At 68.7% G+C, this 16,545-nt stretch carries 12 protein-coding genes; 7 read left to right on the top strand and 5 right to left on the bottom strand.

Translation table 11 applies throughout. The features are described from left to right. Positions 1-89: 89 nt before the first annotated feature. Positions 90-683 (bottom strand): YqgE/AlgH family protein, encoded by a 594-nt coding sequence (locus BPODLACK_RS02335; protein ID WP_159404628.1) that lies wholly within the window; start codon positions 681-683, stop codon positions 90-92. A 167-nt stretch (positions 684-850) separates the two neighbouring features. Between BPODLACK_RS02335 and BPODLACK_RS02330 the strand changes: the two genes are divergently transcribed. Further along, positions 851-2,182, top strand: a complete 1,332-nt coding sequence (locus BPODLACK_RS02330; RefSeq protein WP_159404627.1) for an MFS transporter — start codon at positions 851-853, stop codon at positions 2,180-2,182. Here the strand turns inward: BPODLACK_RS02330 and BPODLACK_RS02325 are convergent. Next, positions 2,163-2,714, bottom strand: a complete 552-nt coding sequence (locus tag BPODLACK_RS02325) for a hypothetical protein (RefSeq protein WP_159404626.1) — start codon at positions 2,712-2,714, stop codon at positions 2,163-2,165. The genes BPODLACK_RS02330 and BPODLACK_RS02325 overlap by 20 nt on opposite strands. A 104-nt stretch (positions 2,715-2,818) precedes the next feature. Here BPODLACK_RS02325 and BPODLACK_RS02320 point away from each other — a divergent pair, with 104 nt between their 5' ends. The 3 genes from BPODLACK_RS02320 to BPODLACK_RS02310 are packed head-to-tail and all read left to right on the top strand — an operon-like array spanning position 2,819 to position 7,796. Next, complete coding sequence (locus tag BPODLACK_RS02320; protein WP_006438696.1) at positions 2,819-3,910, top strand: aminotransferase class V-fold PLP-dependent enzyme; 1,092 nt, start codon at positions 2,819-2,821, stop codon at positions 3,908-3,910. A 37-nt stretch (positions 3,911-3,947) separates the two neighbouring features. After that, positions 3,948-4,610, top strand: a complete 663-nt coding sequence (locus BPODLACK_RS02315; RefSeq protein ID WP_024497954.1) for a TetR/AcrR family transcriptional regulator — start codon at positions 3,948-3,950, stop codon at positions 4,608-4,610. A gap of 60 nt (positions 4,611-4,670) precedes the next feature. Next, on the top strand, positions 4,671-7,796 hold the full coding sequence (locus BPODLACK_RS02310) for an MMPL/RND family transporter (protein ID WP_236577591.1): 3,126 nt from the start codon (positions 4,671-4,673) through the stop codon (positions 7,794-7,796). Here BPODLACK_RS02310 and BPODLACK_RS02305 read toward each other — a convergent pair. Then, positions 7,783-9,315 carry a glycerol-3-phosphate dehydrogenase/oxidase gene (locus BPODLACK_RS02305; protein ID WP_159404625.1) on the bottom strand — a complete coding sequence of 511 codons (1,533 nt, stop codon included), beginning with the start codon at positions 9,313-9,315 and terminating at the stop codon, positions 7,783-7,785. The two genes, BPODLACK_RS02310 and BPODLACK_RS02305, sit on opposite strands and share 14 nt — an antisense overlap. Before the next feature lie 13 nt (positions 9,316-9,328). Then, entirely contained in the window at positions 9,329-9,910 is a 582-nt protein-coding gene (locus BPODLACK_RS02300; protein WP_159404624.1) for a TetR/AcrR family transcriptional regulator, read from the bottom strand. Positions 9,911-9,958: 48 nt separating this feature from the next. Here BPODLACK_RS02300 and BPODLACK_RS02295 point away from each other — a divergent pair, with 48 nt between their 5' ends. Continuing rightward, on the top strand, positions 9,959-10,885 hold the full coding sequence (locus tag BPODLACK_RS02295; protein ID WP_159404623.1) for a diacylglycerol/lipid kinase family protein: 927 nt from the start codon (positions 9,959-9,961) through the stop codon (positions 10,883-10,885). 35 nt (positions 10,886-10,920) lie between these two features. On the opposite strand, the gene BPODLACK_RS02290 is transcribed toward BPODLACK_RS02295, so the two are convergent. Then, positions 10,921-12,363, bottom strand: a complete 1,443-nt coding sequence (locus BPODLACK_RS02290) for a CCA tRNA nucleotidyltransferase (RefSeq protein WP_159404703.1) — start codon at positions 12,361-12,363, stop codon at positions 10,921-10,923. A gap of 227 nt (positions 12,364-12,590) precedes the next feature. Between BPODLACK_RS02290 and BPODLACK_RS02285 the strand changes: the two genes are divergently transcribed. Together BPODLACK_RS02285 and BPODLACK_RS02280 are read left to right on the top strand one after the other, a co-directional pair. Next, a complete protein-coding gene (locus BPODLACK_RS02285; RefSeq protein WP_159404622.1) occupies positions 12,591-13,787 on the top strand; it encodes an NUDIX hydrolase in 1,197 nt (398 codons plus the stop codon). Continuing rightward, on the top strand, positions 13,780-16,521 hold the full coding sequence (locus tag BPODLACK_RS02280; protein ID WP_415270935.1) for a DUF6049 family protein: 2,742 nt from the start codon (positions 13,780-13,782) through the stop codon (positions 16,519-16,521). Before BPODLACK_RS02285 ends, BPODLACK_RS02280 begins: the two co-directional genes overlap by 8 nt. Positions 16,522-16,545 lie beyond the last annotated feature (24 nt).

The raw sequence follows: 16,545 nt of genomic DNA, 5'->3' as shown, positions 1-16,545 counted from the left end.
AGGAGCGGGGGTCAGTTGAGGTCGATGGGATGCGTCGCGAGGAGCGGGGGTCAGTTGAGGTCGATGGGATGCGTCGCGAGGAACGGGGGTCAGTTGAGGCTGAGGTCGATGGGGTGAGTCGCGAGGAGCGGCAGCGGCCAGGGCTGCCGGCGGAGGATGTCGAACCAGACGTCGGTTGCGGGCGGGGCCAGCAGGTCGCGGGGGAGTGCCGAGGCGAGCATCCAGCTGAACTGGTCGAGTTCGTCGTCGAGCTGACCGATACCCCATCCGCTGTAGCCGGCGAAGATGCGCACGCCTTCGAGCACCTCGGCGAGCGGTTCCGGGTCGGCGTCGAGATCGACGAGCACGACGCGGCCGTCGACCGGGCGCAGAGCGGGATGGTCCTCGACAGCGTGACCGTGCTTCATGACGCCCAGGCACAGTGCCGCGTCCTGGTTGACCGGACCGCCGACGTAGAGCGCGCGCGGGGACGCCGCGATGTCCGTCCACTGGGGCAGCAGATTGTGCACCGCGGTCTGGCTCATGCGGTTGAGGATCACGCCGAGACTGCCGGCCTCGTTGTGCTCGATGACATAGATGACCGTGCGCGCGAAGGTCGGCTCGATGAGATCGGTCGACGCGATGAGTGCGGTTCCGGGCCGGACGCGATTGGTGGGATCTGCATCCCACGGGACCCCCGGCATGCGGCCACCGCCACCGCTGCCCGCCGAAGGATCCCCGGAGCGGAATTCCGGTGTGGGATCCTCTGCGTCGTCACCGCCCGCCACTCAGCCATCATCGCACGTCCGTCGAGTCCCGAACACGCCACAGTCGACGGACCCGCAACCCGTCGGTGAGTACGCTTGAACAAGTGAACAGCACCGAGGTGAGCCGCCGCCGAGGCTGGTCGGTGTTCATCGATTCGCTCCGTCATTCACCAGGCCTGGGACGGTTGCTGTTCGTCCGTCTCTCCAGCCAAGTCACCGACGGGATCTTCCAGGCCGCACTCGTCGGAAGCATCCTCTTCAACCCCGAACGCCACGCGGATCCGCTCGCCGTCGCCGGGGGTCTCGCGGTGCTGTTGTTGCCGTATTCGCTCATCGGACCGTTCGCGGGAGCACTGCTCGACCACTGGGATCGACGCAATGTGCTGCTGTACGCGAACCTGTTGCGCGGCGCGATCATCGGACTCGTCGCGATCGCGGTCGCCTCCGGGGCCCCCGATGTCGTGGTGCTGATCTCGGCGCTCGCCGCCACCGGCGCGAGCCGGTTCGTGGCCGCCGGCCTGTCCGCCGGACTCCCGCACGTCGCCCGGCGCGAGGTGATCGTGGCGACCAATGCGCTGTTCACCACCCTCGGTGGCGCGATGCTGAGCGTCGGGCTCGGGATCACGCTGGGTCTGCGCGCGATCTTCGGCGACGACAATTCGGGCAGTGCGCTCACCATGCTGGCAGGCATCGCACTCGCCGTCGTGTCCGGCGGTCTGGCCCACCGATTCCGACCGCTGCAGCTGGGTCCCGACGTACCCGACGATCCGGGCAGGTCGGCGTTCCACGCGGTGTCGGTGGGTCTGTGGCACGGCGCCCGGGCGGTCGCGCACCACAAGACCGTTGCGGCCGCACTCACGGCCATCGGCGCCCACCGGCTCGTGTTCGGCATGAACACGCTCATGATCCTGGTGCTGACGCGGCAGATGGGACCCGGAGACGGGCTCGACCGCGTCAGCCTCGTCATCGGATTCACCGGAGCCGGTGCCCTCCTCGCCGCGGTGGTCACCCCGATCGCGGTGGCCCGCGTCGGGCGGTACCCGACGCTGATGTGCGCACTGGCCATCGGGGCGATCGCCGAGGTCACGGTCCTCGGATTCCACTTCGCGGTGATCTGTGGGTCGGCGTTCGTGCTGGGGTTGATCGGTCAGGTCGCCAAGTTGTGCGGCGATGTCGCGATGCAGGTCGACGTCGGCGACACGGTGCGAGGTCAGGTGTTCTCGGTGCAGGACGCGGTGTTCAACATCGCCTACGTCGGCGCAGTCACCGTGGCGGCCGTGGCGATCCCCGTCGACGGTCATGCCACCGTGCTCGTCGTCCTCGGTGTGGCGCTGTACCTCCTGGGCATGGTGGCGGTACGTGCCCTGTACAACCGCGCCGCGGCGGTCGGTGAGCCGACGGCCGGCCCACAGGCCCTCACCGACCCCGCCGCGTGAACCGCGGATCGCGCCTGTCATAGGCGGCGTCGGCGACCCCGTCCCCGTTCAGATCCACCACCACCGAGTCGGTCGTGCCGTCGCCGTCGGCGTCGACGTACAGGCGCTCGGCCACGAGCCGACCGCCCCTCTCCGCCCCCACCAGTTCGGCATCGGCGTCTCCGTCCGCGTCCAGGTCGAGTCTCAGGAGGCGTGACCCGTCGGGTTCACCCGAGGTGTGGTCCTCGGGCGCCGGGTCGTGGGGAGCACCGGCACCCAGGGCGTCACCGGCAACGGCCCGGTCCCACAGACCCGCGCCGGAATCGCGGTAGAACGCGTCCGGCACGTCATCGTCATCGGTGTCGAGCGCGGCCGCGTCGGCGATGCCGTCGGCGTCGGTGTCCCACATCGCGTCGTCGCGCCGACCGTCACCGTCGAAATCGAGTCGGACCGCGTCGGGCCCGGCATCGCCGAGAGTGGTGTCTGCAGGAGTGGACCAGCGCGTCGTCGAACCGTCGCCGGGCCCGAAGAGATACTCGATCACCGGGTCCATGCGTTGTTGGACGCAAGCACCACCCCGCCCGGTTCCATCGATCGCATGCCACATCACACCCGGCGTGTGACCGAGACCGTCCGTACCCGGTAGGTTGAGGCCCTATGTACGTCAGCGACCTCGGCGAGCAATGGCATGCAGCGCGGCTGAAACCAGCCCTCGCGCATCTCGACTCCGCCTCCGCCGGCCGATCGTCGTACGCGGTGATCGGTGCGATGACCGCGCACCTGTGGCGTGAGACCGAGCGCGGTTCCTACGTCGCCGCCGACGATCGCGCCGAGGAAATCGCCCGCGACACACGCAATCTCGCCGCACTGCTCGGGCACACGGCGGACGAGATCATCTTCCGCGAGAGCGCCCGTGCAGCACTGCGCGCACTGCTCACCAACTGGAGTCTCCCCGTCACCTCGACGGTCTGGGTGGCCAAGAACGAGTTCGGCCCCAACCTCGAGGAGTTCGAGCGTCGGGGTTACGCCGTGCACACCATGCCCGACGGCGACGTGTACGGCCACATCGACACCGATGCGCTCGAGAACATGCTGCAATTCGAGCAGCCCGACTTCATCCACGTCTGCCACATCGGGTCGATGTCCGGCGCGGTGCAGCCGGTTGCGCGGATCGTCGAGCTCGCCCACCGAGCCGGCGTGCCCGTGGTCGTCGACATGGCCCAGTCGGTCGGTCACGTCCCCACCGTGACCGGCGCCGATGTCGTCTACGGCACCAGCCGCAAGTGGCTGACCGGCCCGCGCGGCGTCGGTTTCGTGGCGGTACGCCGAGACTCGTTGCGGCCGGTCGAGATCGACGGATCAGATGCCTTCATCGCCGGCCGTCTCGGGCTCGGGATCGCGGTCCGCGAACTCCTGGACATCGGACAACAACGGGTCTTCCGTGAGCTGGCGACGATCGGCAAGGCCACCCGCGAGCGGCTGCACGGCATCGCCAGCTGGGAGGTCCTCGAACCCCTCGACGAGCCGTCGGCGATCGTGACCCTGGCGCCGCCCCCCGGTTGGCAGTTCGACGACGTGGCCGCCGCGCGGGACAAGTTGCTCTCCCTCGGCATCCTGGTCACCGCGGCCGACGCCTGGCGGGCCCCGCTGGCAACCGAGACGCCCGTCCTCCGGCTGAGCCCACACCTCGACGTGCAGCGAGAAGACCTCGACCGTCTCGCAGATGCGTTGCGCACCATGGGTTATTGACAGATCGATCAGCCTCTCAGGGATCCAGGACGGCCACGTGAAATCCGACGAAGACGGCGCTCCGCGCCGCAGCGACGACATGTCCGAACCGAGAGACGACCTGGGTGACGACGAAGATCCGCGTCGGGTGCGTTCCCGCACACGACTCGTCGACGCGGCGGTGTCGTTGCTGAAGAGCGGTGGAGTCGAAGCGGTCACCGTGAACGCCGTCAGCCGTGCGTCCAAGGTCGCGCGAACCACCCTGTACCGGCATTTCGGCACCACTGGCGATCTGCTCGCGGCGGCCTTCGACCGTCTGCTTCCCGACGCGATCGAACCCACGGAACTCACCGGCTCGTTACGAGACCAGCTCGTCGAACTGATGCATCAGAACGCCGCGCTCGCCGACAGCGCGCCGATGCACACGACCGTGCTGGCCTGGCTGGCCATCAGCACCGACTCGCCGGAGCACACCACCGATCGCGAACGCCGACTGGCCGAGTTGCGGGAGCGGGTCATCGCCCAATATCGCGCACCACTCGACCACTTCCTCGACAGCGACATCGCACAGGCCGAGCTCGGGGACGTCGACCACGACCTGGCTGTCCTGCAACTCGCCGGTCCTCTGGTCTTCGCCCGCCTTTCCGGAATATTGACCCTGACCGCAGCCGATCGTGAGCGGATCGTCGACGACTTCCTCGCGGCCCACCGAAAGTCCTGATTTCCCGCGCCACAACCCCCTTCGCAAGTTTCGATACATCCTGTAGCGTTGCGATCCAGTATGTATCGGATCGGGGAGGTCGTCGTGGACGCTGTCAGCAAGACCGATCACGTGCCGCCCCCGGCCGGCGGGCGGCAGCCGAAACCGCAGCGACGTGGCGAGTACAGCCCGACCCTGGAACGGCTCGCTCGGTTCACACTGCGACACAAGCTCGCCGTGGTCGGGGCGTGGATCGCGACCGCGGCTGCGCTCGCGATCCTGTTCCCGCAGCTGGAGGCAGTCGTCCGAGAGCAGTCGCTCGATCCGCTACCTCGCGACGTGGCGTCCTTCCAATCGCTGGACCGGATGGGGGAGGCCTTCGACGAGAAGGGCGCGACCAACTCTGTCTTCGTCACGATGGAGAACCCGGCAGGACTGTCCGAAACCGTCCGGGATCGCTACGAGACGATGGTCGACCGGCTACGTTCCGATTCCGAGCACGTGCTGTCGGTCCGTGACCTCGTCGGTGATCCCCAGACTGCGCGTCAGGCCACCAGCGCGGACGGGCAGGCGTGGTACCTGCCGGTCGGTGTCGCCGGAACAATCGGCGGCACCACCTCCACCCTGGCGATCGAAGCGGTTCGGGAGATCGCGCGGGAGGCGTTCGACGGCACCGGAACGTCGGTGCACGTCACCGGACCGCCCGCCACCTTCAGCGACCAGATCACCACCGCCGAAGCCGATCTGACCGTCATCACCCTGGCGACGATCGCGCTGATCGTGACGATCCTGCTGATCGTCTACCGCTCGGTGTTCACCGCGCTTCTCCCGCTCATCGTCGTCGGCATGAGCCTCGCGGTGGGCCGAGGACTGTTGTCGTGGTTCGGCCAGTCGGGTTTCCCGCTGTCCCAGTTCACCATTGCGTTCATGACGGCGATCCTGCTCGGCGCGGGGGTGGACTACTCGGTCTTCTTCATCAGCAGATTCCACGAGAGACTCCGACAGGGCATGGATCCCGACGATGCCATCGTCGACGCCGCCGCCTCGATCGGACGAGTCATCCTCGCCTCGGCGGCGACTGTCGCCCTGGCGTTCCTCGCGATGCTTCTCGCGAAATTGAGTGCGTTCGCGTCGGTCGGTCCCGCCTGCGCGGTCGCGGTCGTCGTGGGGTTCGCCGCAACGGTGACCTTGTTGCCGCCTCTGCTGTCCACGGCAGCGCGCCGCGGCATCGGTCTGCCCCGCACCGAACTCACCAGGAAGTACTGGAACAGGGTGGGCGTCTTGGTGATTCGTCACCCGGGCCCGCTCTTCGCCGTCAGCATGGTCACGCTCCTCGCGCTGAGCGCTGTGGCCGCGACCATGCAGGTCACCTACGACGACCGCACCGGTCAGCCCACCGGATCCGACAGCAACCTCGGCTACGCGTTGCTGGACAGCCACTTTCCGCGAGATACCGTGATCGCGGAGTTCCTCCTGATCCAGTCACCTCGGGACATGCGCACCGCACGCGGACTCGCCGACCTGGAGCAGATGGCGACGCGAGTCGCGCAGATGCCCGGGGTCACCAGAGTCGTCGGGATAACCCGACCGACCGGCACCCGTCTCGAACAGGCCGAGTTGCCCTGGCAGAACGCTCGAATCGGCGACGAGGTGCAGAAGTCCGTCGATGCCGGCACTTCCCGACGTGGCCAGTTGGAGACCCTCGCAGGCGGGGCCGACCAACTTGCGGACGCTCTGGCACTCCTCGATCGGCAGATCAGCGAGGGCCTCGCACCGCTCGCGCCGTTACTGACCCAGGTGCAGTCCACGGGTTCGGCTCTGGCACAGTACGAACCGATGTTGTCGGTGCTGGGAGACAACGCACCTGCGATCGACAACCTGATGCGTACGAGCAACTCGCTACGGCCGGCAGCGGAAAGCGTCGACAACGCGATCACCGCACTCGCGCCTGTGGTGCCCCAATTGGACACGCCCTGGTGCGACGCGGTGCCGACGTGTGTCCAGCTCCGCACCCGGGCACGCGATCTGGTGCGCACACACCGCAGCGGGCTCTTCACCGAGATGGCCCGGCTCGGCGACGATCTTCAGTCCGCAGACACCCCGGTATCCGAGGTGGTCGGCCGATTGCAGAGTGCGGCAAAGTCATTGAACCAGACGGTGGGTTCGATCCCGGCCGACCTGTCCGGACAGCTGACACAGTTGCAGAGCGGAGTACATCAGCTGGCCGAGGGGGCCGGACTCCTCGCCGACGGGGTACGATCCCTCGTCGACTCGAATCTCGACATGCTCGGGGGCATGTCACAGCTCGCCACCCAGCTACGCGCAGCCTCACGAGACGTCGGCAGCACCGATTCGGCCGTCGGTTTCTACCTACCGTCGAACGCCTTCGATGACGACCGATTCGCCTATGCTGCACAGCAGTTCGTCTCTCCGGACGGCAAGACCGTCCGGTTCATCGTGCAGACATCCAGCGATCCCTACTCGGCCGACGCGATGCACCTCAGCGAGGGGATCCGGGGCGTCGCCGAAAGTGCGCTACCCAACACCACTCTCGACGCCGCCGAGGTCTCCATGGCAGGCTTCCCGGCGATCAACTCCGACCTCCAGGAGTTGATGACCAGGGACTTCTGGGTTCTGGCCCTTGCGACGCTCCTCATCGTCGGACTGATCCTGATGGCCCTGCTCCGCGCAATCGTGGCACCGCTCTACCTGTTGATGACCGTGGTACTCAACTACGCCGCAACACTCGGAGTGGGAGTCGTGTTCTTCCAGTACATCCTGGGCGAATCCATCCACTGGACGGTTCCCCTGCTGGCCTTCATCGTCCTCGTCGCCGTCGGCGCCGACTACAACATGCTCCTGGTCTCACGACTGCGGGAGGAGTCGACCACGAGCACCAGGGTCAGTGTGCTGCGCACCATCGTCAAGACCGGATCCGTGATCACCTCGGCCGGGATCATCTTCGCGGGCAGCATGTTCGGGCTCATGGCCGGGTCGGTGTCCACGCTGGTGCAGGCGGGCTTCATCATCGGAATGGGTCTCCTGCTGGACACGTTCGTCGTCCGGACAATCGTCGTCCCCCTCATCGCGGCGAGGCTCGGCACCATGAACTGGTGGCCGAGAAAACCCCACCAGCGCGCGCCACACCGCCGACAGGCGACCTCGCCGGTCGGAGCGACGCCGGCCGGCGATGTCAGGCGAGTGTGACGCCCACGATCGTCTCGATCTCGGGCCGGGCCAGGTCCGCGTCGCGCCGGACCAACCCGATCCGCGTCCGCCTGTGCAGGACGTCGTCGACGTCGACGGCACCCTCGTGCGTGACCGCGAACTCGATCTCGGCGCGGGTGACGTCGATACCGGGCGCGACCGGCTCCAGCGGTCGGTCGACGGTGGCCGACTCGACGACCGTCGGCGCCTCCCCGCCGAAGCGCGCCACCAGCGACGGTGGGAGTCCCGACTCACGCGGGTCGCGCAGAGCTCCGACCAGCGCAGTCGTGGTGGTGACACACTCACCCGCGGTCAGTTCGGTGGTGGCCAGGGCGGCGTCGACCGCATCCTCGGCCATCCGGCGATAGGTGGTGAGTTTGCCCCCGAGCACGGTCACCAGGCCGTCGCCGCGCACTCGGACGTGGTGCCGGCGGGAGACGTCCGCGAGGCCTTCCGATGCCACGCCATCGGCGGTCCCGCGCTCGTCGATGAGCGGCCGCAGACCGGCGAACACGCCGGTGATGTCGGAGCGATCGAGGGGCCGTGTCAGTGCCGGGCTGATCGCGTCGAGCAGGAAGTCGATCTCGGCGTCGTCCGGGGTGGGGACATCCGGGATCGGGCCCGGGGCAGCGACATCGGTGATACCGATGTAGACGCGACCCAACTGGGCGGGCAGAGCGAAGACGTACCGGGACAACGAATTTCCCACCGGTACGGTCAGCGCGGCGGTCGGGTTGCCCAAGGTCGCCGCGTCGACGACGAGATGTGTTCCGCGGCTGGGTTGCACGGCGATCGAGTCGTCGACCGATCCGGACCACACCCCGGTGGCGTTCACCACCATCCGTGCGCCGACGTCGAAGCCCTCCCCCGAGAGGAGATCGGTGAGCGTGGCACCCCGACCGTCGACCCGATCGGCTCGGGTGTGCGTGCAGATCAACGCGCCGTACGCGGCCGCGGTGCGCGCCACGGCGACGACGAGCCTTGCGTCGTCGATCAACTGGCCGTCGGTGGTCGACACACCGCCGCGGAGTCCGGCCGGCGACAGGTTCGGGCACCGCCCGAGGGTCTCCATGACCGACATCCGCGACGGCGGCGGCAACAGCGAGCTCGACGTTCCCGCAGTGCGGCGCAACAGATCTCCCGCACGCATACCGGCGCGGAGAATCGAGGTCTGGCGCTCGCCACGGTCGGGAAGGATCTGCCGAAGCGGCGAGATCAGGTGTGGGGCAATCGACGTCATCAAATGGTGTCGCTCGACGGCACTCTCCCGGGCGATTCGCACGTCACCTTTCGCGAGGTACCGGAGTCCGCCGTGGACGAGTTTGCTGCTCCACCGCGAGGTGCCGGACGCGAGGTCACCTTGCTCGACGAGGGCGACACGGAGACCACGGGTGGCGGCGTCGAGCGCGACACCGACACCGGTGATCCCGCCGCCCACGACCAGCAGGTCGACCGGTTCGGCGGTCGACGCCAGCGACTCGAGAGCCCGTCGGCGGGTTCGCACGGACAACGTGGCCATCAGAACGACACCCTCACGGCACCGGTCGCAGGTAGCCGACGACCACGCTGTGGAGTTCGGTGCCCCATCCCTCGGCCAGGATGTCCGACACCAGCGCGCCCGACTGTAGGAAACCCTGCGCGATCAGCAGCACCATCGACGCCATTCGCTTGGCGTCGCCGGCGCGTACCTGTTTGCGACCCTGGCCGTGCGCGAGCATGTCCGCCAGCAGGGCCAGCATCCCTTGCTGACTGGTGCCGAGACGTTCGAACACATAGGGCGCCATGAAGTCGCGCTGTTCACGCCACAGCGACGAGATGAGCTCGCTGTCGCGCAACGCCCCGACCACCGTCACCACCTGGTCGGCCAGTGCGTCGAGGTCCTCGGGCTCACCGCGCTCGCCGACCACGTCGTCGACGATGGTGAGAACCTCGCGGGTGAGCAGATCACGGATGATCTCGGTGATGTCGGACCAGCGCCGGTAGACAGTGGGACGACTCACCCCTGCTCGGCGGGCGACCTCGGAGACGGTCACCTTGCGACCGCCATTACGCAGCAGGCAGACCCTGGCCGCGTCCAGAACGAGATCCCCGATCTCCTCGTTACGGATTGACATGATGTGTAACACTGTAACGGATCACTCAATCGGCGGGGGGCCGACCAGATGACCATCGAACACGCCACGATCGTGGCCAGCCCATACGCGCGGCACGGAACCGGCCTGCGCGTGGCCCATCACGCCGCCGACCTTCTGAGGGCTCAGGAGATCGAGGTCGAGGTCATCGTCGGTGAGGACATGGCCGACGCCGCCGACCTCGCCGGAAAGGCCGCCCGGGGTGACACCGACGTCCTGGCCGTCGCGGGCGGGGACGGCACGATCCGGCTCGCGGTGGAGGCCAGCATCGGCTCGGGCAAACCCCTTGCCGTCATCCCCGCCGGCAGCGGCAACGACTTCGCCCGCAATCTCGGCATCCCGCTCGACACCGCCGAGGCCGTCAAGGTGATTCTCGGCGGCCACCGGCAGCCCGTCGACCTGGGCCGCGTCAGCTTCCCCGACGGCCGGACCGCGCTGTTCGCCACGGTCGCCGCCACCGGTTTCGACGCGGCGGTGACCGCACGCGCCATCGACATGCGCTGGCCCCGCGGACAGGCGCGCTACACGATCGCCGCACTGCTCGAACTCATCGCCCTGCGGTCACGGCACTATCAGGTCCGTGTCGACGACGAAACCGTCGAGGCCGACCTCATCTTCGCCGCCATCGGGAACACCACGTCGTACGGCGGCGGGATGCGGATCACCCCGACGGCATCGGTGTCCGACGGACTGCTCGACGTCACGCTTGCCAAGAACCCGCCGCGCCTGGCCCGACCGACGCTCGCCGGCGTCTTCCCGAAGGTGTTCACCGGCAAGCACGTCGATCACCCCCTGGTCCAGACGATGCGCGGCTCAGAGGTCGAGCTGTACTGCGATCCGCCCGCACTGGTGTCCGTCGACGGCGATCTCGTCGGGGAACTGCCCGCCGTGTTCGAGGCGGTCCCGCACGCGGTCGAGGTGTTCACGCCGGCGGCGCAGCATCACTCCGGGAGCTGACACCCGCTTCTCGCCGCGCCTACTTCTGTTCGCGCCTACTTCTGTCCGCGCGACGCCCACCACTCCCGTAGAGCCTGCTCGGCCTCCTCGTGGCTCAGCGGCCCCCGATCGAGGCGGAGTTCCTTCAGATGCCGCCAGGCCTGGCCGACGATCGGGCCGGGCGGCACGCCCAGCATCTCCATGATCGCGTTGCCGTCGAGGTCGGGACGAACCTTCTCGAGATCCTCCGCCGCCTTGAGCGCTGCGATCCGCTGTTCGAGGTTGTCGTAGTTCTGCTGCAGCCGGCGGGCGCGGCGCTTGTTCCGCGTGGTGCAGTCGGCGCGCACCAGCTTGTTGAGCCGGTCGAGCAGGGGACCGGCGTCGTTGACATAGCGCCGCACCGCGGAATCGGTCCAGGCACCGTCGCCGTATCCGTGGAACCGCAGGTGCAGGAACACCAGGTCCGCGACGTCGGTGACGACAGCCTTCGGATACTTCAGCGCTCTCATCCGCTTGCGCACCATCTTGGCTCCGACCACCTCGTGGTGATGGAAGCTCACCCCGCCGCCGGGTTCGTGGCGTCGAGTCGCGGGCTTGCCGATGTCGTGCAGCAGTGCCGCCCAGCGCAGGACCAGGTCGGGATCGCCCTCCTCGAGGTCGATCGCCTGCTTCAGGACGGTCAGCGAATGCTGGTAGACGTCCTTGTGCTGGTGGTGCTCGTCGATGGTGAGCTTCATCCCGGGGATCTCCGGCATCACCCGTTCCGCCAGGCCCGTCTCGACCATCGCGTCGATCGCGTCCAGCGGGAACTCACCGCAGATGAGCTTGTCCAGCTCGGCGCGGATACGTTCGGCGGTGATGCGTTCGATCTCTCCGTTCATCTCGGTGATGGCCTGCCACACGCGCGGCGCGAGCCGGAATCCGAGCTGGGAGATGAAGCGGACAGCACGCAGCATCCGCAGCGGATCGTCGCCGAAGGACTGTTCGGGTGTCGCCGGGGTGTCGATGACACCGGCCAGCAACGCGGTCATCCCGTCGAGCGGATCGCAGAAGTCCTCGGCGCCCCGGGCGTCGATCCGCACGGCCATCGCGTTGACGGTGAAGTCGCGGCGGACGAGATCGTCTTCGAGGGTCTCGCCGAAGGTAACCTCCGGGTTGCGGCTGACCTGGTCGTAGGTGTCGGCGCGGAACGTGGTGATCTCGATCTGGTGGTCGCCCTTGCGGACGCCGACCGTGCCGAACTCGATCCCGACATCCCAGAACGCGTCCGCCCACCCCTTGAGGAGACGGGACACCTGTTCGGGACGCGCGTCGGTGGTGAAGTCCAGATCGTTGCCGAGGCGGCCCAGCACGGCATCGCGCACCGAGCCGCCGACCAGGTACAACTCGTGACCTGCCGACGCGAACAGCTCACCGAGAGGAGCCAGGACGTCGTCGAGCTCCCGGAGGGCTATCGCCGCCGCGGCCATCAGCCGCACCTTGCGGTCCGGATCCGACACCGTCGGCCGTACATCCGACGGAGAAGAGTCATTCACGGCTTGCCACACTACCGTCGTCACCCGCGGCATCGACGCCGTGGAGGAGGCCGGCCCACGGCCGGGTCGTGGTCACCTGTCGGTATCCGTCGTACACCGTGTCCGTGGCTTCCGTGGCCGGGCGTCCACATCCTTCTCGCACTACGAGGCGTCCGGGCAAACTGCAGGTGACATGCCGCTAGCATCGTGGAGTGTCCACCGATTCCTCGACCAACCCTTCAGACGTCAGCGACGTCTCGTCGGGTTCGCGTGGGGACGGCGCCGGACAGGCAGGTCAGAACCAATCCGGCCAGGGACGTCGTACCCGCCGTGGCCGGCGCCGTCGAGGACGGCGCAAGGGCGAGGGTCGCGGAACCGCGACTGCGCACAACAGCGGTGGTCACGCCGCCGCCGGACACAAGCAGTCCGGTTCCAAGCAGAGCGGGCCGACTTCGAACGGCCACAAACCCGGCACCCACAAACAGCACAATCCGGCCACACCACCGGCGCCGACGACCGGCCGGCCCACGCCGAACGATCTCGTGCGCGCCCGGACCGCCGATCCCGCATGCCCCGACCCCGTCGAGGCCGAGTCGGTGGAGAAGCTGCCCGTCGACCCCGACCGCGCACGTCCCCGGGTGACCCCACCCAAGCCCTCGGACATGGCCACGGTCACGGCGACCATCACCACCAAGGGCCTGACGCAGGCGACCGGAAAGACCGGCAAGGGTCGACGCCGCTCCGCGCGGGCCGATCGCACCGCCGACCGGACCGCCGATCGCACGAACACCGACAAGCTACGGACCGTCCGGGAGACCTCGGCCGGCGGACTCGTCATCTCCGATCTCGGGCTGCCCATCGACGAGTTGTCCGCCGCACTGATCGGGCGGGTGGATCGTCGCGGCCGGATGATGTGGTCACTGCCCAAGGGGCACATCGAGACGGGCGAGACCGCCGAGCAGACCGCCATCCGGGAGGTCGAGGAGGAGACCGGGATCCAGGGCACGGTCGTCGCACCGCTCGGCAAGATCGACTACTGGTTCGTGAGCGAGGGTCGTCGCATCCACAAGACCGTGCACCACTACCTGCTGCGTTGTGTCGGTGGTGAATTGTCCGACGCCGACTACGAAGTCAGCGAGGTGGCGTGGGTGCCGTTGCACGAGTTGCCGCGTCGCCTCACGTACTCTGACGAGCGACGACTCGCCCGGATGGCCCGCGGTGTGATCGCCGATCTCGCCGCCGACCCGACCCGGCTCGCCCAGTCCGAGGCCGACAGCATTCGCACCGAACCCAACGCCTATGAGAAAGCCGCCGCAGCGCGCAATCAGCGCCGCAACGAGCCCCCGCCCGCGGCTCGTCCCCGCCGGCGCCGGCGCCGTCCCCGACGGCCCGCGGCCGGCGATGGCTGACCCGCGTCAGTTGCCTGCCCGGTCCGGTCCGTTCCCCCGACTCTCTCGCCGCGGACCCGAGCGACGTCACGATGGTCGCGGCGGGATCCTCCTACCCCGGCGGGTGCAGATCGTGACCGCGTTGGCAGCGGTGCTGGGGATCGTCGCACTGCTGTCCCTGCCGGGCGTCGCAGCACCGGCTTCCGCCGTGCCCGAGACGAATGCCACCGGGTCGGCCGCCGCACAGCAGTCGTCGCCGCGGTTCGCGCACATCGTCATCGACTCGATGACCCCGTCGATCATCACCACCACCAGCCGTCCGGTGGTGACGGTGAGTGGTCGCGTCGACAACATCGGCGACCGCTCGATCAGCAACCTGTCCATCCGACTCGAGCGCGGTGATGCGGTCGCCACTGCGTCGGGACTGCGCACCGAGCTCGCCGATGACGACCCCGCGGTCGCCGTCGCGGGCCCGTTCGAGGCGCTCAGCGAGTCCCTCGCACCGGGGGAGAGCGTCGGCTTCCGGATGTCCATGGCGCTGTCCGCCGGCTCCGGGCCGGACGGCCAGGGACTCGGGATCTCCGAGACCGGCGTCTATCCGATGCAGGTCAACGTGAACGGCACCCCCGACTACGGCAACGCGGCGCAGGTCGCGGGATCGCGAATGCTGCTGCCGGTCCTCTCGTTGCCGCCCGACGAGATCCGCGCCCGCGACTACGTCGACCCGACTACCGACGACACGGGATCGCCGGCCGTCCCCGGCCTGGGACCCGACGGTTCCATCTCCGCCGACCTCGCCAGACCGGCCCGGATGACCCTGCTCTGGCCGTTGGCCGCACCGCCACAGCTCGCCCCCGGAGTCCTCGGCGGCAACACCGAACCCGTCCGTCTCATCAGCGAGGACATGGCCCGCTCCCTCGACACCGGTGGCCGACTGAACGAACTGCTCACGGCACTCCAGAAGGTGGTCGGGGAACCACCGCGGGAGGAGTCCGGCCCGCCCTCGTCCGAGCCGGCCGCCGCGGATTCGTCGGAACCGGCGCCCGCCGCGATGCCCGGTTCGGAGAAGCTCGCCGACAGCATGTGCCTGGCCATCGACCCCGACCTCCTGGTGACCGTCCGCGCCATGTCCCTGGGCTACGAGGTGTCGACCAACCCCGCCGACCCGACCTCGGCCACCCGCCCGGGCAACGGTTCCGACGTCGCGCAACGCTGGCTCGACGCGTTGCGCTGGACCGCGAGCCGGATGTGCGTGGTGGCCCTGCCGTTCGCCCAGGCCGACCTCACCTCGCTCAGCCGGATCGGAATCCCGGGACTCACCGAGGCCGCACTGCGTGGTCCCGCCGACATCATCGACGTGATCCTGGACGTCCGGAGCGTGCGGGGACTGTCGGTGCCCGCTCTCGGCGCGATCGACGACGCCGGTGCCGACGCCCTCGCGCAGGCCGAGATGACGTCGACCGCCTTGGCGTCGAACTCCGTCGTCCCGACCGGCCGCCGCGACGACACCGGTCGGTACCGCGTCGGACGCCTCACCGCTCAGACCTTCGACGCACCGATCACGGCCTCGCTCGCCGCGATCGGCACCGCGCCGCGCACGCCCGCCCTCACACCCGATTCACAGCAGGTGGATCTCACCGACGAATCGGCCGGTAGCCGGCGCCAGAGCGCTCTCGCCGCACTGGCCTATCCGGCGATCGCGGCGCCGCAACCGGATTCGGGAGAGGACGGTTCCGCGCCCCGCAATCCGGTGGTGGGCCGATCAGCGTTCCTCGTCCCGCCGACCTACTGGTCCCCGACGGTCGCCGATTCGGATGCGTTGTTCGCGACCGCCCGCCTGCTGCTCGAGTCGGGTGCCGCGACCCCGACACCGTTGCCGACCCTCGTCCAGGAACTCGGCGCCACGACCGCCACCGGCCGCCTGACGAACCCGCCGGGTGTGGGACCGGTGGGCCGCCTCGGATCCGTGCTCACGACGCAGGCCACCGCCGCCATCCGGCGCAATGTCGAGGACAGCTGGCAGTTCGAGGGCGCGCTGGTCCGGTCGGCCGATGTCGCGGCGACCCCGGAGCGGTACATGTCGCCGCTGCGTGAGGACCAGTTGCGCGCCATCAGGTCCCCCGACGGCGACGGATCCGCCGTCTACACGCATCTGCGCCGGCTCCAGGAGGAGCGCGTCGACGCCGTCGCGTCGACCCTGCACCGGCTCGGTCAGTCGGTGACGATCCTCGACCCCGGCGGCCGCTACACGCTGGCGTCCGAACGCAGCCCCGTCCTGCTGGCCGTCCGCAACGACCTCGCCCTGCCGGTCCGTGCCCGCCTGACCACGTCGGCACCCGAGGGGGTGGAGATCGGCGATCTCGGGGTGATCGAGATCCCGGCCCGCGGAACACGCCAGATCCAGCTCCCCACACGTGGGGAGACGTCCGAGGCGATCACCATCGACATCCGGCTGGCCACGGTGACCGGGGTGTCCCTCGGCCAGCCGATCACCCTTCGGGTGCACACAAACGCCTACGGCAAACCGTTGTTCTACATCACGATCGTCGCGGGCGTGGCGCTCGTGCTGCTGACCGCCCGCAGGTTGTGGCATCGATTCCGCGGTCAGCCCGACCCCGCCGACGCCGACCGTCCCGAACCCGACGAACTCGAGCGAATGCTGGCGGGAAGCGGGTATCAGGAGCGACGCCGTACCCTGCAAGGCGAGGGTCGGCCGCCCGGCGAGGAGCCGGCAGACCACCCGCACGACCCCTGATCGAGCACTACCCGAGGACGGCGA

Origin of the sequence: Gordonia sp. YY1 (genome assembly GCF_009872315.1) — a bacterium.
Classification (GTDB): Bacteria; Actinomycetota; Actinomycetes; order Mycobacteriales; family Mycobacteriaceae; genus Gordonia; species Gordonia amicalis.
This window is presented reverse-complemented; position numbering and strand designations above follow the sequence as displayed.

Bases quoted from the DNA above. Each gene is read 5' to 3' on its own strand.
- BPODLACK_RS02335 (WP_159404628.1), bottom strand. From the start codon at position 683: ATGCCGGGGGTCCCGTGGGATGCAGATCCCACCAATCGCGTCCGGCCC.
- BPODLACK_RS02325 (WP_159404626.1), bottom strand. From the start codon at position 2,714: ATGGACCCGGTGATCGAGTATCTCTTCGGGCCCGGCGACGGTTCGACG.
- BPODLACK_RS02320 (WP_006438696.1), top strand. From the start codon at position 2,819: ATGTACGTCAGCGACCTCGGCGAGCAATGGCATGCAGCGCGGCTGAAA.
- BPODLACK_RS02310 (WP_236577591.1), top strand. From the start codon at position 4,671: ATGTATCGGATCGGGGAGGTCGTCGTGGACGCTGTCAGCAAGACCGAT.
- BPODLACK_RS02305 (WP_159404625.1), bottom strand. From the start codon at position 9,315: ATGGCCACGTTGTCCGTGCGAACCCGCCGACGGGCTCTCGAGTCGCTG.
- BPODLACK_RS02300 (WP_159404624.1), bottom strand. From the start codon at position 9,910: ATGTCAATCCGTAACGAGGAGATCGGGGATCTCGTTCTGGACGCGGCC.
- BPODLACK_RS02295 (WP_159404623.1), top strand. From the start codon at position 9,959: ATGACCATCGAACACGCCACGATCGTGGCCAGCCCATACGCGCGGCAC.
- BPODLACK_RS02280 (WP_415270935.1), top strand. From the start codon at position 13,780: ATGGCTGACCCGCGTCAGTTGCCTGCCCGGTCCGGTCCGTTCCCCCGA.